The organism is Criblamydia sequanensis CRIB-18 (assembly GCF_000750955.1).
Taxonomy (GTDB): Bacteria; Chlamydiota; Chlamydiia; order Chlamydiales; family Criblamydiaceae; genus Criblamydia; species Criblamydia sequanensis.
In genome coordinates this window covers 64,327-85,126 of the sequence record NZ_CCEJ010000013.1, presented here as the reverse complement: position 1 = coordinate 85,126, position 20,800 = coordinate 64,327, and the positions used below count along the sequence as shown (strand labels likewise).

The 20,800-nt window shown below is 39.3% G+C and carries 17 protein-coding genes and 1 pseudogene; 6 read left to right on the top strand and 12 right to left on the bottom strand.

Features of this window, described 5'->3' with window-relative positions; translation table 11 throughout:
- Window positions 1-1,647 (top strand): annotated as a pseudogene (locus tag CSEC_RS13260) (hypothetical protein); the annotation flags it as partial.
- 30 nt (window positions 1,648-1,677) lie between these two features.
- On the opposite strand, the gene CSEC_RS11860 reads toward CSEC_RS13260, so the two are convergent.
- The 4 genes from CSEC_RS11860 to CSEC_RS11845 all read right to left on the bottom strand — a co-directional run bounded on the left by CSEC_RS11860 (window position 1,678) and on the right by CSEC_RS11845 (window position 8,326).
- A complete protein-coding gene (locus tag CSEC_RS11860) occupies window positions 1,678-2,622 on the bottom strand; it encodes an NADP-dependent oxidoreductase (protein WP_041018698.1) in 945 nt (314 codons plus the stop codon).
- 69 nt (window positions 2,623-2,691) lie between these two features.
- On the bottom strand, window positions 2,692-5,880 hold the full coding sequence (locus CSEC_RS11855; protein ID WP_041018697.1) for an efflux RND transporter permease subunit: 3,189 nt from the start codon (window positions 5,878-5,880) through the stop codon (window positions 2,692-2,694).
- Window positions 5,880-7,079 (bottom strand): efflux RND transporter periplasmic adaptor subunit, encoded by a 1,200-nt coding sequence (locus CSEC_RS11850; RefSeq protein ID WP_053332045.1) that lies wholly within the window; start codon window positions 7,077-7,079, stop codon window positions 5,880-5,882. The genes CSEC_RS11855 and CSEC_RS11850 overlap by 1 nt, the downstream gene beginning before the upstream one ends.
- The gene (locus CSEC_RS11845) at window positions 7,076-8,326 is read right to left on the bottom strand and encodes a TolC family protein (protein ID WP_041018696.1); all 1,251 of its coding nucleotides are present in this window, start codon (window positions 8,324-8,326) and stop codon (window positions 7,076-7,078) included. Before CSEC_RS11845 ends, CSEC_RS11850 begins: the two co-directional genes overlap by 4 nt.
- A gap of 141 nt (window positions 8,327-8,467) precedes the next feature.
- Between CSEC_RS11845 and CSEC_RS11840 the strand changes: the two genes are divergently transcribed.
- Entirely contained in the window at window positions 8,468-8,953 is a 486-nt protein-coding gene (locus CSEC_RS11840; protein ID WP_041018695.1) for an NUDIX hydrolase, read from the top strand.
- Here the strand turns inward: CSEC_RS11840 and CSEC_RS11835 are convergent.
- A complete protein-coding gene (locus CSEC_RS11835; RefSeq protein ID WP_053332044.1) occupies window positions 8,943-9,944 on the bottom strand; it encodes a nucleoside hydrolase in 1,002 nt (333 codons plus the stop codon). The genes CSEC_RS11840 and CSEC_RS11835 overlap by 11 nt on opposite strands.
- Before the next feature lie 55 nt (window positions 9,945-9,999).
- Window positions 10,000-10,485, bottom strand: coding sequence for a hypothetical protein (locus CSEC_RS13200; protein WP_154017706.1), 486 nt, complete (start codon window positions 10,483-10,485; stop codon window positions 10,000-10,002).
- A gap of 172 nt (window positions 10,486-10,657) precedes the next feature.
- On the opposite strand from CSEC_RS13200, the gene CSEC_RS11825 reads away from it, so the two are divergent.
- The gene (locus CSEC_RS11825) at window positions 10,658-11,824 is read left to right on the top strand and encodes a hypothetical protein (RefSeq protein ID WP_041018693.1); all 1,167 of its coding nucleotides are present in this window, start codon (window positions 10,658-10,660) and stop codon (window positions 11,822-11,824) included.
- Between the two features lie 57 nt (window positions 11,825-11,881).
- On the opposite strand, the gene CSEC_RS11820 is transcribed toward CSEC_RS11825, so the two are convergent.
- Together CSEC_RS11820 and CSEC_RS11815 are read right to left on the bottom strand one after the other, a co-directional pair.
- Complete coding sequence (locus CSEC_RS11820) at window positions 11,882-12,412, bottom strand: hypothetical protein (RefSeq protein ID WP_041018692.1); 531 nt, start codon at window positions 12,410-12,412, stop codon at window positions 11,882-11,884.
- Between the two features lie 238 nt (window positions 12,413-12,650).
- Window positions 12,651-13,214 carry a hypothetical protein gene (locus tag CSEC_RS11815; protein WP_041018691.1) on the bottom strand — a complete coding sequence of 188 codons (564 nt, stop codon included), beginning with the start codon at window positions 13,212-13,214 and terminating at the stop codon, window positions 12,651-12,653.
- A 248-nt stretch (window positions 13,215-13,462) separates the two neighbouring features.
- On the opposite strand from CSEC_RS11815, the gene rimO reads away from it, so the two are divergent.
- A complete protein-coding gene (gene rimO, locus CSEC_RS11810) occupies window positions 13,463-14,905 on the top strand; it encodes a 30S ribosomal protein S12 methylthiotransferase RimO (protein WP_079978064.1) in 1,443 nt (480 codons plus the stop codon).
- Complete coding sequence (gene rlmD / locus CSEC_RS11805) at window positions 14,906-16,243, top strand: 23S rRNA (uracil(1939)-C(5))-methyltransferase RlmD (RefSeq protein WP_041018690.1); 1,338 nt, start codon at window positions 14,906-14,908, stop codon at window positions 16,241-16,243.
- On the opposite strand, the gene CSEC_RS11800 is transcribed toward rlmD, so the two are convergent.
- Entirely contained in the window at window positions 16,232-17,158 is a 927-nt protein-coding gene (locus CSEC_RS11800) for an MBL fold metallo-hydrolase (protein WP_053332043.1), read from the bottom strand. The genes rlmD and CSEC_RS11800 overlap by 12 nt on opposite strands.
- 93 nt (window positions 17,159-17,251) lie before the next feature.
- On the opposite strand from CSEC_RS11800, the gene CSEC_RS11795 reads away from it, so the two are divergent.
- Window positions 17,252-18,244: an NAD(P)H-dependent flavin oxidoreductase gene (locus CSEC_RS11795; protein ID WP_041018689.1), complete on the top strand. Its 993-nt coding sequence runs from the start codon at window positions 17,252-17,254 to the stop codon at window positions 18,242-18,244.
- A gap of 12 nt (window positions 18,245-18,256) precedes the next feature.
- Here the strand turns inward: CSEC_RS11795 and CSEC_RS11790 are convergent, their stop codons facing one another.
- The 3 genes from CSEC_RS11790 to CSEC_RS11780 are packed head-to-tail and all read right to left on the bottom strand — an operon-like array spanning window position 18,257 to window position 20,775.
- Window positions 18,257-18,964, bottom strand: a complete 708-nt coding sequence (locus tag CSEC_RS11790; RefSeq protein ID WP_041018688.1) for an SDR family oxidoreductase — start codon at window positions 18,962-18,964, stop codon at window positions 18,257-18,259.
- A 13-nt stretch (window positions 18,965-18,977) separates the two neighbouring features.
- On the bottom strand, window positions 18,978-19,967 hold the full coding sequence (locus CSEC_RS11785) for an SPL family radical SAM protein (RefSeq protein WP_041018687.1): 990 nt from the start codon (window positions 19,965-19,967) through the stop codon (window positions 18,978-18,980).
- Window positions 19,968-19,980: 13 nt separating this feature from the next.
- Window positions 19,981-20,775: a hypothetical protein gene (locus CSEC_RS11780; protein ID WP_041018686.1), complete on the bottom strand. Its 795-nt coding sequence runs from the start codon at window positions 20,773-20,775 to the stop codon at window positions 19,981-19,983.
- Window positions 20,776-20,800 lie beyond the last annotated feature (25 nt).

Genomic DNA, 20,800 nt, shown 5'->3' with positions numbered 1-20,800 from the left:
GGTTTTAAAATAGATGGCGAGGGCAAGCCGGAAAATAATTTTCTTAACCTTAAACAAGAAATTCCAGCCATAGAGTTTAAAGTTGATGATTTTGAAAAACATAAGGATTTGGATCTTTTAAAGTATCTTTCAGGAACAGGTTGGGGGTTCGTCACTATTGGAGATACAAAGTTTCTTGTAAGAAGAACGGATGTTCCCCAAACTGAAATGTTTTTTTTGCCAAATAGATTCAAAGATCCTCAAATGACTTTGCAAATTGCTGAAGCGAAACCCTTAGAACCCACCAAAAAAGCCATCCTGCTTACTCAGAATCAAACTGATATTTATGAACAGAATTTAGAAGAAATGTTTACATATGCCTTAGAAGGCATCAATGTCCTTGCCTATAATAATCCAGGCAAAGGACTCAGCACAGGTCTTGCCGATAATACAAATTTGAACGCGTCTATTGAATCAGCTTACCTCTACTTACACGAAGTAAAAAAACTAAGTGATGAAGACATTATAGCCAAAGGACAATGCTTTGGAGCGGCTCCAACCGGATGGCTTGGAAAAGAACATCCCCAAATAAACATAATCATGGATCAAAATTTAGCCAATTTTCATGAAATGGCGATGAAGATAATGAAATCAACGACTTCCGAATTAATTGAGAGGGGTAAAAATAGAAAAGAAGTAGAGTCCCTAAAGCCGAAGGTTCAAGAATTTTTGGATTTAGAAGGGTCAATTAGACAAATTATCGGAACCAATTCGGAGAGATATTCAACCTTAAATAAAGAGTATGATGAATTATACAAAAAAAGGGTAGCCATAGATGATCCTTTTAGTGATGAGTCAAGTGGCATACTGAAGTTACTTATATTAAAGGGGGATGAAATCAGAGCGCTGAAGGAAAAAACAGACACAACTGATGAGATAATAGAGTCCATAAAAGACAGAATGAAAAAAATAGCAGACTTAGAGGATAAAATTCAGAAATTAAAACAAGCCGATAATAGAAGCGAAATATATGAATGTATTGACGATTTAGAAGCTGCCAAAGAAGATCTTTCTGACCTCGAAAGGAACTTATTTAAAGCTGGCGGAATCCCTATCGGGAAAGATCAATTTAAGATACAAGAAGCCTTTTCAAAAATGTTTGCCATAGTTAGAAAAGACCCAACGACCCTAGAAGCTTCTTCGAAGTATGTTGAAAAAGTTTCTCAACTTGGAAATGCGGCACCAAACAGTCTTGAGGCTTGGGCGCCTTATATCATTAAGTTAAATTATATCATTGAAGGGTTTGTTAGAGCCATTTTTAGCGGGTATAATACAGCCGATGACATCAGAGCCAACCGGGGGAATAAGCTAATTCATATTAATGTACCGGGAATTTATGGAGGGGGAGATGAGCTTGTTTTGCCCCACCACCCTGAATTAATGATTGATAGCGCCTCTTTATCGGAATCGGAATCGCAAAAAATAATAAAATTATCCATGAATCCCGGAGGAGAACATGTGACCCCATGGTGGCTTAGCTCTCCATCTCAAGAAACTGTCATGGATTTTTTTAAAAAAACTGATTTTCTTGCAAATTTGACAGAAACCGCCTCCGAGTTTGGACAAGTCTATGGCCCGGTTCCTACGCAATTTTCATCCCTAGAGTAAAATTAGTAAAATTGCAAAAAAAATCAGAGATCAAGTTACCTTTAAAACGATTTTGCCTTGGGTGTGTCCCGTTCTAATTTTTTCAAGCGCTTGTTTTGCGTGAGCTAAAGTAAATTCCTCGATGTGAGGCGGCTTTAATTGGCCGCTTTCTATAAGAGCTGAAATTTCACGAAGCTGTCTGCCATTAGGAGAGACAAAAACATGGCCGCTTCTAACCCCATATTGCTGGCCAAGGCTTTCAGCATTAAAATTGCAGATAGAAACAAGACAGCCCCCTTTTTTAACAAGAGCAAAGCTCTTTCTAAAAGTCTCTCCGCCAACGCAATCAAAAACGACATCAAAACCATCCGGTAATTTCATTTTGAAGGCTCGAACAAAATCTTCTTGATGATAGTCAAGGGCAAAATCGGCTCCAAGCTTTTTGACGTAAGGGTGGTTGTTAACGCTCGCTGTGGTATAGACGATGGCTCCTTTGATTTTAGCAAGTTGAATAGCAAAACTGCCAACCCCGCCGGCACCAGCATGAATTAAGACGGTTTGCCCTTTTTGTAATTTCGCATAATCAAAAAGAGATTGCCAAGCAGTGAGTCCGGCTAAAGGAATGGATGCCGCTTCAGCAAAGCTAATATTTTTAGGCTTTAACGCTAAAAAATTTTCATTTACTGAAACATATTCTGCAAAAGTGCCTTTTTTAATAACGGGCTCGCGGCAATAAGCATAAACTTCGTCGCCCTTTTTAAAGTGATGAACCCCATAGCCTGTTTGTGTGACGACTCCGGCCGCATCCCAACCTAAAATAATAGGAAACTCATGAGGCATGCGCTCTTTAAAGTAACCTTCTTGAATTTTCCAATCTACCGGATTAACCCCTGAGTAAGCGATATGAATTTGGACCTCATGATCTTTTGGCTCAGGAAGAGGTTGATCTTTGACCTGAACGCTTTCTCCAAATTTTTCGACCACAACCGCTTTCATTTTAGGGCTCCCGTTAAAAATGTTAATTACACGTTAATTCGTTTTTTAAGCTAAGTAAAGAATTATCCTTTATTGTTTTGCAAATCGTTTATATAGAGAAGGTAAGATAAAAAGGGTCAAGAGGGTTGAGCTTATAAGGCCTCCAATGACCACAGTGGCTATAGGCTTTTGAACTTCAGCGCCTGTGGTTGCAGCCAACGCCATAGGTAAAAAACCAAGGGAGGCCACAAAAGCTGTCATTAAGACAGGTCTTAACCTTAAAGCGGCGCCTTGAATAATGGACTCTTCCAAGTTATTCGTTTTCTTATAGAGCGCTTCAATTGAGCTAATTAAGACAAGTCCATTTAAAACAGCAATACCTGAAAGGGCAATAAGCCCAACCGCTGATGAAATCGAAAAAGGCATATCCCTAAGCCATAAGGCAAAAATACCCCCCGTTAAAGCCAAAGGAACCCCGCTAAAAACCATTAAAGCATCTCTAAAGGAATGCAGCGCCATATAAAGCAATACTAAAATAAAACCTATAAGGATTGGCAAAACAAGCTTTAGCTTTTCTTTTGCCGATATAAAATTGACAAATTGACCGCCAAACTGAATCCAGGTGCCTTGAGGTAATTGAATTTTCTCTTGAATCGTTTTTAAAGATTCATGGACAAAAGAACCAAGATCGCGGTTTCTAATGTTTGCTTCCACCGTGACAAAACGTTTGCCGTTTTCCCTTTGCACTTCATTTAAGCCTTCAACAAACTCAAGCTCTGCAATTTCCTTTAAGGGTACTGAAGACACCATATCCCCATGGTCATCCATAATGGGTATGGGTAAGTTTTTAAAGGAATGGAGGTCATTACGGTTAGATTCCTTGGCTCTAACAAGAATATCAAAACGGCGATCGCCCTTAAAAATTTGCCCGGCTTTTCCCCCGCCTGCAGCGATAGATAAAACATCAAGCACATCGCTTGCATGAATCCCTAAGCGGTTTGAGTACTCGGGAATAAGTTTTATATCAAGCAAAGGCAAGCCTTCGCTTTGCGAGACTTTGACATCCTCCGAGCCTGGGATCGTGTCTAATAGAGTGCCGATTTCGTTTGCCGCCTCTTGCATGACCTCGACGTCATCCCCATAAATTTTGACGGCAAAGTCGCTTTTAACACCGGATATCAGCTCATTAAAGCGCATTTGTATGGGCTGGGTAAACTCATAGTTATTCCCGGGATGAGCTTGAACTGCATTTTCAATCTTCGCAATCAAGTCATTTTTCGGTAAGTAGGCATTTGGCCACTCATTTCTTGGGTGCAAGATAATGAAGGTGTCTGAAACGCAAGGAGGCATAGGGTCAGAGGCCATTTCAGCCGTCCCTGTTTTGGAAAAAACATAAGCTACTTCAGGAAGTCCAGAAATTGTTTTTTCAACCTCTTTTTGCATGTGAGTGGATTGAGTCAAGGAAGTGCTTGGTATTCGAATGGCATGCATCGCGATGTCTTGCTCATCAAGGGTCGGCACAAATTCTTGGCCCAAATTCCAAAAGATGCCGATTGAAATTGCAAAAAGCGATAAGCCGCTGATGATAGAAACTTCAGGCTCTTTTAAAGCCTTTTCTAAGAGTTTTTTATAAATCGATTTTATAAAACCCATCACCCTATTTTTGCCTTTTCGGATGTGTCCTTGCATAAGGACGCCAAGCATGGCTGGCACAAAAGTGATGGAAAGGCAAAAAGCGGCAATGAGCGCAAAAATGACAGTGGCTGCCATCGGATGAAACATTTTTCCTTCAACTCCGGTTAACGTGAGAAGGGGAATGTAAACAATTAAGATAATGGCTTGTCCAAAAACGGACGGTCTTACCATTTCCTTGCTTGCTTCAAATATTTCTTCCAAACGTTCCGACTTTGAAAGCGTTTTTCCAAGCTCTTCTTGTTTGCCCTGTATTCTTCTTAGACAGTTTTCGGCAATAATGACAGCGCCATCGACAATGAGTCCGAAATCGATGGCTCCAAGGCTCATAAGATTTCCGCTTATGCCTGATTTTACCATTCCAATAGCTGCCATAAGCATGGATAAGGGGATTACAAGAGCTGTGATTAAACTTGCCCGAAACTGTTTTAAGAATAAAAAGAGGACGGCAATGACTAAAAACGCTCCTTCAGCCAAATTTTTGAAGACGGTAGAAATGGTAGCATTTACAAGCTTTGTTCGGTTAAGCAAGGGAGTGGCTATAATGTCCTCAGGAAGGGATTTATTAATTTCTAAAAGCCTTTCATCGACATCTTGTGAAACCGTTCTTGAGTTTGCTCCAATAAGCATCATAGCGGTTCCGATGACGGTCTCTTCCCCATTTTTAGTGGCGCTGCCGGTTCTCATTTCCTTGCCGAATTTGACATCCGCAATTTCATTGATTTTGACAGAAATCCCTTTTTTAGTTCGGACAACTGTGTTTTTTATTTGGTCAAAGGAGTTAATACGCTGATCTGCCCTTATAAGAAAAGCTTCTCCATTTCTTTCAAAGTAGCCGGGGCCGCGGCTGATGTTGTTCTTTTCAAGGCCATCGATAATATCCTGAAAACTTAAATTTAAGGCGATGAGCTTATCAAAATCCGGCTCGACTTCATATTGTTCAACAAAACCGCCGATAGAATCAACACCGGCAAGGCCAGTGATATTTTTTAGCTGAGGCTTGATGATCCAGTCTTGAACAGTTCTTAGATAGGAGCTTAACTCAAAATCAGAAGCTAAGGTTTCACCATCGGGCGTTTTATAGGTGCCGTCGGCTTGCCAACCGGAAGCTCCATTTTTTATTTCTGCTCCCTCACCTTTTGGGTGCTTGTATTCCACGCTCCACATATACACTTCGCCAAGGCCTGTTGAAATAGGACCCATTTTGGGTTCTGCTCCAAGAGGGAGATCTTCTTTGATTTCATTTAGGCGTTCATTAATTTGCTGTCTTGCAAAATAGATGTTCGTGTCATCGGTAAAAATAGCGGTGACTTGAGAAAAAGCGTTTCTTGAAATGGATCTTGTTTCAATAAGACCCGGAATTCCGCCAAGCGCATTTTCAATGACATAAGTGATCATTTTTTCTGTTTGTTGAGGCGAAAACCCGGGAAGAAGGGTATTGATTTGAATTTGATTGCTTGTAATATCCGGAACCGCATCAATCGGCAATCTGATAAAGGAATAGACCCCATAACCTGATAAGATGAGAGTGAATAAAAAAACAATGAACGGGTTATAGATGGAGAAGCGTAATATTTTTTCAATCATTAGTGTTCATGCTCCGCTTCATGTTTTCCAAGTTCCGCTTTTAAAATAAAAGTATTTCCGGTGGCAATGTCAGCGCCGGCTTCAATGCCGCTTAAAATCTCTACATAATTTTCATCGGATCTTCCCGTCTGAATCACTTTTTTTTCAAGAAGCGCTTCTTCGTTTTTTATAAAGAGACAAGGCTTCCCATCGATGGTTTGAATGGCGCTGCAGGAAACCGCAAGCGGTACCTGAAATTTTTCTTCTTGAAAAACCACTTTTCCAAAAGTACCCACCTTTACCGACTCGTTTTCATTTGAAAGCGCTAAGATTGCTACCGCTGATAAGTTCTCTTCTTCCAGAACGGGACTTACTCGTATTACTTGGGCTTTATGGGCCTCTTTTTGGTAGGGAAAATAGACGTCTGCTTCTTCGCCGATTTTTATGTGATTTAGATCATTAAGAGAAAAAGTGGTTTCAATCCAAAGAAGATTAAGATTTGCAATTTCATAAATGGAAGAGGTGCTCTCAAGGAATTCGCCGAGGGTGATATGCCGATGAATGATCGTGCCATTCATAGGTGATCTTATTTCAAAGCGTCTTAAATTGGGGTTTGATTCTTGGCTAAAATAAGCGATTTCTTCATCTGTCACGTTATAAGCTTTTAATTTTTGAAGCGCAAGCTCTCTTTGGATCTTAGCTTCTTCGTAATTAAGCAACGCATTCAAATACTCATTTTCAGAGACAATTTGCTTATCAAATAGATTTCTTTCACGAACTAACGAAGTGTAGGTCAGCTCTTCCTTTTTTAATTTGGCAAGAAACTCAGCTTTAAGTTCTGCCATCTCTTGACTTTCAATAATCGCGATGACCTCGCCCTCATAGACCGGATCGCCAATATTTTTTAAAGCCCCGACGGCTATCCCTGTAATGGAAGGGACAATATGCGCTAAATGATTTCCGGGAAGGATCACCTTTCCCCTTGTGACAATGGCTTTGCCAAGATACTGAGGCTCCGCCTTTTCAAAGGTGACTCCAAGTTTAAAGGTCTCTTCGGGACTTAAGTGAATGTGTTCTTCTTCCTCATGGTCATTATGGGCTAAAAGTTCATTATCGGAAGGATTGCCTTTTAAAGAAAATCGATCGTTCCATATGGAGTGGGTGGAAAGAAGAAAAAGACCTCCGACTATAAAACCGAAAATAAAATAAAAAAATTTCATGGGAGACACTCTTCCTTACTGGTTAAATATTCGATATCGCCAACTTTAAGATGGTACTCCAAGAGGGCGTCAAGGTATTTTTCTTTAATTTCCAAATAAATGCTTTTAGCATCAAGTACTTGCAAACCGTCAAATTTCCCGTTTTGAAAACCGGCCACAGTGCACTCATATGATTCAGAAGCTTCTTTTAAAAGGCTTTCCTGTATGCAAAGCGCCTCATTCAATGCACTTTCTCCTTCATAGAGATGATCAGCGAGTCTTTTTTCTAAAAAGAGCTTTAGATCCTCTCGAAAAGCGTCGGCTTCACTATACTCGCACCTAGCCCTTGAAATATTGCCTTGGTTTTGGTTGAAAATAGGGATTGGAAAAGCGGCCCCCAAAATCATTCCCTTGTCATTGCATTCCCGGTTAGTTTTATAGCCGACAAGCAAAGTCAAGTCGGGAACCGCAAAAGCTTTTTCAAGCTTGATTTGCTGCCAAGCTGCTAAAAAGCGTAAGTTTGCGGCTGCAATTTCGGGGTGGTAATCGATTTTTGAAGCGTAGTCGCAGTAGGTTGAAAATGGAAACAGGTCATAGAAAGGATAATCGACAGAATCAAAAGAATCCAAACAAACCCCGATTGTTCGAGAAAGTTTATCACGGATTCTTTTAAGGTTTAAAAGGGCTTTTTCTTTTTTAATTCGAGCGTGAGTTAAAGCCATCTCAGCTTTATTTTTTTCTATACAAGACCCTTTGCCATGAGCGATCTTTTCATTGATAGCTTGGCTATACTCAATTGCAAGCGCTTCTATTTCTAAACTTAAAGAAAATTTCTCCTCAGCGGCTTTGTTTTGCACAAAAAGGTCATGCAGCTCGTTTAAAAGAGCTAAAGTTAATGACTCCAGATCGGCTTTTTCAGCAAGGTAAAGAGAATGCGCGATCGCCATTCTTAAATTTCTTTTACCGCCAAGTTCAAAGGCTTGCTCAAGCTCATAGCGAGACTCAGCAGAGTCCCATCCGGCCCAGTGGTGCGATCCAAAAACATTTTCAACGCTATAGGCAAAAATAGGGTTTGGGATGTAGCTGCTTTGCGTCTTTAAACTTCTCATTCGGCAAACGGCGCTGCTTTCTTTTCTAACCCTTGGGGAATTAGAAAGCATCTCGGAAACAGCCTCATCCCAAGTTAATACGCCATTAGAGTAGAGAGGCAATACTTGAAAGAAACAAACAGCCGCGCATAAATTGTAAAAACAATTTTTAAAATTCATTTTTTTAGGAGTTCCTTATAAAATCAAATATCTCTTTTAAAACGAGAATGCGTTTTAAAGAAACTTTTTTTTGATTAAAACCCAAGTTGTGTTTAAACTTCTTTCAAAAATTCGTAAAAAAATTGATGCAAAGGTGAATGAATGCCATACACTCCTATTGTTGGGACTTTGGGTTATGTCTTGTCAAAAGATCGAAATAAAGTTCTTATGGTCCATAGAACCGCAAGAGAACATGACTACCATAGGGGTAAGTTTAATGGACTCGGTGGAAAAATGGAACGAGGTGAAGATGTAGAAACCGCGTTAAGGCGAGAGATTTATGAAGAAGCAGGTATTAGAGCTTTGGATGTCACTTTAAGAGGAACCATTAATTGGACAGGGTTTGGCCCGAAATTGGAAGATTGGCTCGGCTTTATTTTTATCATCACAAGCTATGATGGGGAAGTCAATTCCCATTCTCCGGAAGGACCTTTGGAATGGATAGCTATTAAAGACTTAAATAGCTTGCCGATGTGGGAAGGGGACAAGTTTTTTTTGCCTTTAGTTTTTGATGAGGATCCAAGAGTGTTTCATGGCTTTATGCCTTATGAAAATGAAACGCCTCTTAATTGGACTTTCACGAGGTAGAACTTAACCTCTCAACCATTAACGCTACGACTTCTTTTTCCTTGCAATCGATGCAAGCTCTCACTTTTGGACGTTCATTCCAAGGCGAAAATTCGTTGCTCGAGCTTGTGTCCATAAGAGTAGCCCCTTCAGCAATTCCCTCCTTAACCACACAAATAGGCCCTTCCACCCAACTGAATAGATCCTTATTTAAAAGATAGGCAATCGTCAAAGAGTCGTGAATGTTTGCCCCCTCTAAAGAAGGGTTTTGCGAGAGGTAAAAATCGATGTAAAATTGATTGATTTGATTGAGAAAGACACCGATTTTTGGATTCGCTCTTTCTATCTCATTTAAAATTTGTTTAGTCAATTGGGGCTTTTTAGAAGCGTTTAAACAAATAGTAGTTAGAGGAAGGCCCGATGAAAAAACAATATCGGCAGCGTGGGGATCGCTCCAAACGTTTGCTTCAGCAAGGGGGTTGCAATTGCCGGGATAGTAAATGGCACCGGCAAACACAATTACTTCTTTAACAAGAGAGGCTATTTTTGGCTCTTTAAGAAGAGCAGAAGCCAAATTTGTTAAAGGCCCAAGCCCGATAAAAGTTATTTCCTTAGGATTTTCCAAAATAGAGCGAATAATAAAAGAGTCCGCATCCTCATAGTTACCTTCTTTTTGATTGGGCTCTAAAAAAAGGTTCCCGAGCCCATCACGGCCATGGACAAAATCGGGATTCGGTCTTTTGGGAATAACAAGAGGGCCTTTAAAGCCTTTGGCAATGGGGATTTTTTTTTCTGCAAGCTCAAGTAAAATTTGGCAGTTTTTTGTCGTGACATCAATATCATGATTGCCAAAAGTACTTGTGAGGCCGATCACTTCAATTTCAGGGGATTGGAAAGCTAAGAGGATGGCTACCGCATCATCAATGCCGGGGTCGGTATCGATTATCACTTTATATTGGGAGTAGAGCGGAAAAAAAGATAGGAGAAGAAACATCAAAAGGGGCTTGAACATAAGTATTGTACCTTATTTAAAGAAGTCAATAAATGGGCTTAAAAGCTTTTTTAAGCTACTTTTTTAAAGACGGGTTCTTACCTTCGATTGATAAAAATAGAAGACATAGGGTTGGCGGATTAACTTGCGGAAAGTTTTCTCCTAGCATTTGCTCCACAAGAAAGATAATTAACTCTTGTTTCAAACTTTTCGAATTCGTAGATAATGATGCTGATGTTGCACAAGGAATAATGTTCGAGCGTTCATCATTTGTGGGAGACTCCTCAAGTCTCATGTTTTTCAAAGACTCTAGAATAAGTTCCATTTTTCCTTCTGAGACTTCTTCTTTTCCAGATTCTTTTTTCGTAATTCTTTTTTTACTAAAATTAAGACCCCTCTTTTTAGGAGCCTTTTCAAGGCTCATGGCTTCTCTTCTTGTTGTTTCAATTCGTGACAATGTTGGTTTTTCCTGGACTGATTTAGAGGTATTGATTGGGCTTGTTGAAGGGGGTGTTGATGGAAAAAAAGGGGTGCAATCTTTTAATTCTACAGAATGATGCATTTCAATCCTTGGCTTTACTTCTTTTAAAACTTATCCGAAAATTTAAACCCGCTTAAAGATTTTTTCAATTCATAAATCAAACATTCATACGATATCATAAAAAAGATGAGCAAATGTTTACTAAAATGTTGTCATGAATATATAGTCTTCAGCCATTTAAACTAGAGGAATTATGAACCATTTAGAAGACAATCAATCCTTAGTCTATTTAGCTAGAGCTTTTGATCGAAATGATAAAACAAACATATTGGATGAACAAGAAATTCCCAAATCAACCCATGTGGCTTTAGTGGTCTTCAGTAGAAGTGATACCCCTATCCAAGCCTATGCAGGCTTAGGCAGTGATGGGATCTCAAGACTAATCGAGCCGCATAAAAAAAAGAAATTTTCTTTTATTACTTCTCAAAACTATACCTTAAAAGATTTAAGGTTGAGGGTTGAAAGAAATGCAGAAAAAAAGTTAGGAGAACTTAAAGTTGAAAAAACTGTTTCTCAACTTGAGGAAAGTTTCTTATCTCCCCAAGACCTTTTTAGAAAAAGAAAAAGGGAAAAGGAAGTTCATGAGAAGCTGGAAAAAAAGGAAAATAAAAAATCTAAGACTAAAAGCGCTCACTCTTCAGAAAAAAAAAGAAAAAGGGATGAAAATACTAATCAATCAGAGAAAACCTCTTATTCAAAGCCGCCAAAAATACAAAAGCTTTCTTCTTATGTCAATCAGTCTTCAGAGGAGCCTCAAAAAATATCCAATCTTTCAGATGAAAAACCAATAAATGACAGCTCACCTATAAGTCCAATAGCACCCAATACGACTGCGTATCCCCAAAAACTACTTTTAGCTTTAAGGTTCTTTGATTTAGATACCGAAAAGGCGGTCACTCGTGATAGGCCTTTGATCCCGGGTAATAGAATAGGATTGTCCTTTATGAACAGGGAAGACAAAAAAATAAAAATTTATTGGAGAGTAACAAATTCTTTTGAAGGCTCACTTAAGATTCTTAATCAGGGACATATTATTCAAAACATGATCGATGTCCCGGCACAAAAAAATTATGATCTTGGGTATTTCATTCCCCATGAGAGCGATGGCAATCTTATAACTATTACTATCCTGGCCATGCCAATATTCCCGGGTGGCTTCCTAGGCTATCAAACGAGGATCGCTATCCCAATTGGAGCTAAGGTTGGTTCCGATTTAAATATTTCTTCAAGAACTATTGAAGGAGGCTTTTATGATTGCGGATCGGGAGCTACGATTCTTCGAGGCGATGATAATAATGCATTTTTTGAGAAAACGGGGACAGATGCTTTTGAAATACAAGGCAGTTTGGACAATTATTAGAAATAAGTCTGGCCATGCTTGTCATGGCCCAAGACGAAGTTCTTGTTGAGCTTAACCTTAACTACCAAGTTTGGGCGTATTCAAGCTAATAGCTCCAAGGTACAAACGACCCGTCCCTAGCTCTTTTCCTGGAATTTTTGATCTGAGAGCGTAGTCAATCAAAGCCATTTGAATATGGAGCTGCTTATTTCGACTTCTTTTTTTCTCTAAATCAGCTTTTGGAAGATTGGTTTGCGTTGGAACTTTTGTTCTTTCCGTAGCGTCCCTTAAATCTTGTAAAGATGCGTCTGCTAAACCCAAACTATTTAGGCCTCTTATAATTTGATTCATTTCTTTTTCAGAAACTTCTTTTTTTGGGGACGTTCCTTTCTTAATGGATTTCTCTTTAAAATCTACACCCAGTTTTTTTTGCGTAGGAGGGGTTCCTGCTGCTCTTTGAGCATCTTCAATTCGGGAGATGAGTGAGGCCCTTGAATAGGTCTTAGTCGGTGTACGAATTGGAGTTTGCGGTTGCATAGATGAGGTAGGCATGATGGGATAAAAATGGCATCGGGCATTAAAAGTTTGGTTTGGATTAGTTTGGTTCATTTTTTAAATCTCTTATAGTTTAAGTTTTTCGAAATTTGACAAACCATTTAAAACTATTCTTAAGTTTATTAAAATCATAATTTATAAATAGTGAGAAATATTAATTGATTAAATCTTTTTTAGGGAGGGTAAAAAATAATTTTATAATTTTTATTATTATAAGTTTACTCGATTAATTTACTAACCTTTTATTGGTAATGCCAAGTAACAAGCTATCTTAGATGCCGATGCTAATATTTCACTTTTGACAAGCTAAATTGATTGCCATAAATACCAAACAGGCATCGACCCGTTCGCTATTTTGAAGTTTTTGTTTGATTGTAGCCTGAATAGTATGGATTTGTTGAAGAATTCTATTATGCCTCCTAATTAGCTTCTCGGCTTGTAAAACTATTTTTGAAGCAGAAAATGGCTCTTCAGAGTTAGAGACGCGGGAAGCTAAAAGATGCTCCTCCTTTTGATCAAGCGAGTTGTTTTCCAAAGCTTTGGAAAGCTCATCTATAGAAAAATCACCTGATAATCCTAGTTCTTGCAAACCTTTCGTAATTTGACTCATCTCTTTTTGAGAGACGTCTTTAGTTGATGCACTCTCTTTCTTTATAGTTTTTTTATTAAAATCGACCCCCAATTTTTTAGAAGGCAAGGCTTCTTTAGTCAATGCCTTTTCTTTTGAGCCTTCAATTCGATTGAGAATCGAGGGGTTAAAATTTTGGGGAGGAAGTGGGTTGGAACTTCGTTTTTCTACTTCGAAAAAATGACATCGGGAATCAAAAGTTTGGGTTGGGTTAGTTGATTGCTCCATAATAAAACCTTTTTATTATTTTTGAACTCTATACATATTCTAATCGTAGTCCATCCGCCTATTTTCAATCAGGCTTTAAGTCTTCCCTTTGTATAAATTTATATAACCTTCTTATAATTAGTAAAAAATTATTTTATATATAGTTGTGTCGACAGATAAAAAATCTGGATTTTATTCATTTAGTAAGTTAAAATTTTTTGAATTGGATTTTATAATTTAAATAATTGTTTAACAAAGGCGCTTGACCTATGCTTCCTGTCTACAAGGAAAAGAAGAACCCCGAACCTGAAAAACCAAAAAATGAGAAGCCAAAGGCTGTAAATACTAAAGGGAATAAACCTAATTTTTACATCCGCGGCAATAAAGTGCATTTTATTAGCCTTGGGTGCCCGAGGAATCTTGTCGATAGCGAGGTCATGCTTGGCATTCTTCTAAAGGCCGGGTATGAGCCCGAGGAAAACATAAAAAAATCCGACTACATTGTCATCAACACTTGCGGTTTTTTGCAAGCTTCAAGAGATGAATCCCTATCCACCATCGATATGGCGTTAAGCACAAGAAAGAAAAGCGCTAAGGTGATTGTTACCGGCTGCATGGTCCAAAGGCATAGTGAAGAAGTAAAGGCAGCTTTTCCTTCGGTGGATTACATGCTAGGGTCAGGGGATGTAGAGGGGATTTTAAAGGCCGTTGAAAGCGAAAGTCAAGGCGAGGAAATCACGCCTTTAAAAAGTTATTTAGAAGCCGGAGAAGTGCCTCGTCAACTCTCGACGCCAAAACACTTTGCTTATTTGAAAATTGCGGAAGGCTGTCGAAAAAGATGCGCCTACTGTGTGATCCCGGCCATCAAGGGGCCTTTAAAAAGTAAGAGTAAAGAGCAAATCCTAAAAGAGTTTAGAACCCTTATTAAAGGCGGGGTTGAAGAAGTCATTTTGATCGCGCAAGACCTTGGCGATTACGGTAAGGACCAAGGTTTTAAAAGAAGCGAGGGACTCTTAGACCTTTTAAAAGAGCTTTTAAAAGAAGAAGGGAATTTCTGGATCCGCTTGCTTTATCTTTATCCTGATGAAATCACAGATGAGCTCATCGAGCTAATGAAGAGCGAGCCAAGAATTTGTCCTTATCTTGATATGCCGATTCAGCACATTAACAACGACATGCTCAAATCTATGCATCGGGCAACCTCCAAAGAAGATATTATCCGAATCATCACGAAACTTAGAAAAGAAATTCCGGAGATTGCCATTAGGACAAGTTTAATTGTCGGGTTTCCGGGAGAAACCGAAGAGCAGTTTAAAGAGCTTGTGGCTTTCGTTAAAGAACATCCCCTGGAAAATGTCGGCGTCTTTACTTTTTCAAGGGAACCCGGAAGCTACGCCTACGATCTTCCCAATCAGATTGAAGAAGAAGTAAAAGAAAAAAGACAAAAAGAGCTCACTAAAATTCTCATTAAAGCCTCTGAAAAACAAAATAAGAGACTCATCGGCAAGAAAATTGAAGTGTTTGTCGAAGGCTATCACCCGGAAACGGATATGCTCATGGTAGGACGCCACCAGGGACAATGCCCTGAGATTGATGGTCAAGTGATCATCAATGACGGCAGAAAAGTCACTAAATTCGGCAAGAGGTATCTTGTTGAGATTCATGATGCTCAAGGGTTTGATGTTATCGGCGCTGTAATCAAAGCGGTTTAAATGGAAGACATCACCCAAATTGAAGTGCGATCCCTCTCTTCTACAGGCGAGGGGGTCGGCCATAAGGAAGGGCTTGCCGTCTTTATAGAGGGCGCTCTTCCGGAAGAGCTTGTGACGGCAGACCTTTACTTAAAAAAGAAGAACTATGCCAAAGCAAATCTTATCGACATCCTAAAACCTTCTAGCGATCGGGTGAAACCGCCCTGTCCTTATTTTGATAGATGCGGCGGCTGTCAGGTCATGCATTTAGATTATAGGGCGCAGCTTAAGTTAAAAACAGAAAAGGTTCTTGAAGCGATGAAGCGCATCGCTAAAATAAAAGACCCTGAAGTACACCCTTGCGTCCCTTCTCCCGACCCTTTAGGGTATCGAAATAAAATTCAATTGCCGGCTGTAAAAAATGAAGGCTCCATCGCCTTTGGCCTATATGCTAAGCACTCACATGATGTGGTTCCAGTCGATGCTTGTTTAATTCATAATGCGCTTGGTGAGACGCTCTTTAAAGCTATCCAAGAAAAGATGGTGGAATTTAACATTCAACCTTACGATTTTAAAACCAGAAAAGGGGTGTTAAGACACCTTCTTATAAAAAGCGCTATTACCACAAAGTCCGCACTTGTTGTTTTTATCGTTTCAAAAGCAAATACTGAAGAAATAAAGAACCTTGCCAAAGCTCTCCATCAAGAATACCCTGCCATAAAAGGGGTGATTGAAAATCTGAATTCAAGAGATGATAATGTCATTCTTGGAAAAACTTTTACAACTCTTGCAGGCCTAAGCTCAATTGATGAAATCATTTTAGGAAAAGTCTTTTCGGTGTCCCCGGCTTCCTTTTTTCAAGTCAACCCAAAGCAAGCGGAAAATCTCTACAAAAAAGCGATTGAATGGGCCGATTTAAAAGGGAATGAGAGACTTTTGGATGCTTATTCTGGCGTTGGGGTATTAAGTCTTCTATCCGCCTCTCACGTTAAAGAAGCGGTGGGCGTCGAATATGTTAGAGAAGCAGTGCTAGATGCTGAAAAGAATGCTAAAAAAAATAACATTACTAATGTTTCTTTTTACGCAGGTAAAACAGAAGTCCTTATTCATAAATTAGGCTACTTTGATACCGTTTTTTTAAATCCTCCGAGAAAGGGCTGTGAGCCTGCTGTTTTAGAAGTCCTTGCCAAAATGAAACCTAAAAACTTAATTTATATCTCATGCGATCCCGCAACTTTAGCTCGCGACTTAAGCTATTTGATTGAGAGAGGCTTTAGGGTGGAGGGCATTCAACCCTTTGATATGTTCCCTCAAACCATGCATGTCGAAACAATTGTAAAGCTAACCTCAAATTTTTAGAATTTCACCGACAGGAAGCGTTACAAAATCTTTTTTACGCAAGTGCCATTTTTTTCTAGCTTTTTCAAGCTCAAGAGGCGGCTCTAAAATAGGCTCATCGGTAAGTTTAAAAGTTCCCCAATGAATACCGAGAGACAGCTTGGATTGAACTTCCAGGTGAATCCTTACAGCCTCTTCCGGATTAATATGATATTTTCTCATAAACCATCTTGGCTGATAGCCCCCAATCGGGATGGCTGAAAAGTCAAAGGGCCCAAGACGCCGTCCGATTTCTTTAAATTGATAAGGGTTATAGCCGGTATCTCCCGCAAACCAGAAGCGATGATCCTTACGAAAGATTGCCCATGAAGCCCAAAGGGTTTTAAAATCGTCTCTAATTCTCCTTTTAGACCAATGCTGAGCAGGCAGACAAAAAAATTCAATTCTTTTTGTTTTATAAGACTGCCACCAATCAAGCTCAACTAGATTTGTGATGTGTCTTTTTAAAAACCATTTTTTTAACCCTAAAGGAATCAGCCATTTTGGATTATTCCCGAGAAATTTGACGGTTTTTTCATCCAGGTGATCATAGTGATTGTGAGAGATGAGCACATAGTCAATTTTGGGGAGCTCCTTAAGCGAGAGGGCGGGCTTCACAAGTCTTTTAGGACCGGCAAAAGCAAGAGGTGAGCAGCGGTTGCTAAAAACAGGATCTGTTAAAATATTGATCCCCTCGCATTGAATCAGGAGTGTCGAGTGTCCGATCCAAAGAACTTGATTTTCATATATAGGGTGATAAATAGCTTCAAGATCAATCTTTACGGCAGGGATTTCTTCAAAGCCATTATTATTTTCTCTTCTTGTAAAGCGCCACTTCAAAAAGCGCCAAAGAGTTTTTTTGGTGTCTTCTATAAAAGGGTTTTTAAATTTTGGCATAAAAATCTTGTTTAGATAGCAGTTTTGAGCTTATATCAGTTTTAGACCCAAGTTGCAACTTGGGTTTTAAGATTTTCTTAAAATAAGGTTTTCATGGCTGCTTTAATAAAAACGAAATTCACCTCTCTTCTTGGAATAAAAACACCGATTATTTGCGGAGCCATGTACCCTTGCAGCAACCCCGAGCTTGTGGCGGCTGCAAGCGAAGCCGGCGGGATAGGGATTGTTCAGCCATTATCCTTAACGTATGTCCATGGCTACGATCTTAAGGATGGCTTAAAGAAAATAAAAAACTTAACTAATAAGCCTTGGGGGATGAATATCATCGTCGAAAGCTCTTCTAAAATTTATGAAGAAAGGATGCTTAAAACCGTAGATATTGCTCTAGAAGAAGGGTGCAGATTTTTTATTACTGCCCTTGGAAATCCGGAAAAAGTCGTAAAAAAAGTTAAAGAAAAAAACGGGTTTGTCTTTCATGATGTGACAGAAAAAAAATGGGCGGAAAAAGCGCTTTTAAAAGGGGTAGACGGATTAATTGCAGTTAATAATAGGGCGGGCGGTCATGCGGGCAAAAAAAGCCCCAAAGAGCTTTATCTCGAATTGAGTCCTTTTAACGTTCCTATCATTTTAGCAGGCGGGATTGGAAGCCCGGAAGGGTTTATCGAAGCTTTAGAAATAGGCTATGACGGCATTCAGATGGGAACACGCTTTATTGCAACTTTTGAGTGCAGTGAAAAGCAAGCTTATAAAGAAGCCATTGTCAAAGCAGGGGAGAAAGATATTGTTTTAACAGAAAGAGTGACCGGCATCCCGCTTTCTGTCATCAATACGCCCTATGTACAAAAAATTGGACTGCATGCAGGCCCTATTGCCCGATTTTTATTGCAGCACCGCTTAACCAAAAAATGGATGCGGATGTGGTATGGGCTTACGGCCGTTCGCGATTTTAAAAAGATTTCAAGGGAAGGCGGCTCTTCTAAGGATTATTGGCAAGCCGGCAAAAGTGTTGAGGCGATTCACTCAATTCTATCTGTTAAAGAGGTCATTGACACTTTTACAGATGAAGCTATGAAGAAATTGGGTTAAAGCGGCATTTAGTTACTGGTTCTTTTTAAAAAGCACTTTCTTTTTCTGCGGTGATAGGACGATGTTCTCAATCACACATCCAGGTCTTGAAGAAAGCGCATAAAAGACAGCTTCCGCCACATCCTTTGCTTTTAAATGTTCGCTTTCATCTTCTCCCGGCTTAAAAAAAAGATCATCAAAGAAAGGTGTTTCAACCATTCCGGGATGAATCATTGTGACTTTTATCCCGCTTGATTCAAGCTCATCTCTCATAGCTTCTATAAAACCTCTAAGAGCAAATTTCGAAGCGCAGTAAAGGCTTCCCTTTCTTTTGGCAACAAGAGCTGATTCCGATCCGATAGCAATGATATGTCCTTTGCCCCTTTTTTTAAATTCGGGAAGAAGTTCTTTAACAGCTGACATGTGAGAGAAAAAGTTCACCTCAAATAAATCTTTAGCTTCTTTTATGGACATCTCTTCTAGATGGCCAAAAAGACCGATCCCGCAGTTAAGGACAAGAGAGGTGATATTTTCTTTTTTGATTTTTTTTAGGAAAGTTTCAAGCTCCTTCGTATTTAAAACATCACAAGGGAAATAAGAAAAGTTGGAATGGGAAATTTCAGGGGCTTTCCTTGAATAGCCAAGGACTTGTCCGCCTTCTAGAAGCAATTTTTCTGCGGTGGCTTTTCCGATGCCGCTGCTTACACCGCTTATAAGACATGCTCCAATTTTCCAATCCATAGTGAGTACTCTTTTAAAAGGTCATTGATGTAAATAATTTCGATTCGGGAATATATTTTAATATTTTGCTTTGCGAAAACTCATAGATTTCTTTTAAAGGAGCTTCTCTATAAGTCACAAGTCCATTTTTTTCCTCAAGGTCTTGAGCGAACAATTTTTCTTCCGGGAACATTTTTTCCATCCTTTTAAAAAGGACGGAAGGGGACCTAAAGGTTCCAAGGGTTACGGAATGGATGCTTTTTTCATCCAAGGTTTGAAAAACTTCCTCAAAAAAGGGGCCGTAGCATTCTTCAAAACGGGTCATAAATATTAAAGGGTCAAATCTAAGACCGATCGGCCAGCCGGCTTCTTGGAGGTATTTTAATGCTTTTAGCCTTTCTTTAAATGAAGGGGCTTTATGCTCTAATGCTTTTGCGATGGGTTCAGGAGATAGGGTAAAGGCGGTGATGCAATTTGGCATTGGTTTTTCTCTTAGGAGAAACTTGATCTGCACACTCTTTGTTCTAAGCTCAAGAAAAGCGTTCTCTATTTTTCTAAAAACGGGAAGAATGCCTTTGACAAAGCCGGTTATATTTTCCAGGGCCAGGCTATCGCAATCATAGCCGGAGAAAAAGTATGGGGTCTCTACTTCTTTTGCTGTTTTTATAATCGCTTCTTTAAAGTCTTCCGCGTTGATAAATAAAACATAGTGGGCTGATGAGTACATGCCTTGTAGAAAACAGTACCTGCAATCAAAAACACAATTAAGCATGTGAGAGAAGTAATAGTTGTTAGTCCCGCCAATGCCATGGCCTTCAGGCACTTTAAGAACTAGATTGCCTTGTTTTTTGGCAAGGATGAGAGCGGGATTTTCTTTTTGCAGTCTAAAACTTTGATTTTTTCGATTAAAAACTTCTCCAAAACGTTCGCATTTAATGACGGGAAGTTTAGAAAATCGTCTTTTTATAGCCTGAGTTTCCGGATGATCCCATATCTCTTCTTCTACATAGATTAAGCTGAACATGTTTAAGAAAACCTCATAAAAAGGAAATGGGAAGCGATTGAAGTTTATTTCGAAGCTTGTTTAGAGTTTCTTTTGCTGTCGTACAATCCTCAAAAAAAGCAGCATCTAAAGGGCTTTTCGAAAGCACTTGATAGCGTCTTAATAGCTCATTCATTTGTAGTTTTTCTGAGACTGTAAATGAAAAATTCTCCGGCATAAAACAATTTCCAACTGTAATTTGCCCTTGATACTCTTTACATTTAGCTAAAAGAGATTCTGCGTAACAGATGTGATTTTCTTTAGAGCTATCCATAAGCTCTTCTGCAAAAGAGGGGGTTATATGCTTAAAAGAGGCGTCCTTATTGTCCGAGATTACTTTTAGGGAATGAATGAACTCAGCTGTTGTAAATAATTGCGCGGCATGAAAAAAACCGAACGCTTCCATGTCATAGCAAGTGTCTTTGAGGTAGTTCTCCTCCGGCTTCTCAACTGTTGTGATTTCAACAACCTTGATTTTATGCGGTATTATAGGAACAGGGTAAAAAGTTTTTTTGGACGACGCATCCGTTATTTTGCCTCCAAAAACAGTTTCCCCAAGAGATAGAGTTGGATGGCCGGCAATCCCGAAATTTAGAAACGAAAGGGGCTTATAGATTGCTCCCATGTAAGTAATGAGACAAGCTGTCTTTAATTTTCCAGGGCCTGAGATGCCAAGAACGATCTCATCTTTCGTATATATCGGAAAAGGGTGGTTCTCTTGCTTTTTCAAACGCCATTTTTTGATAAATGGGTTTGCTTCAGATTGGAAAGCTGTATGGATGCAAAGCATAGTTATTTATAATAAATTAAAAGAT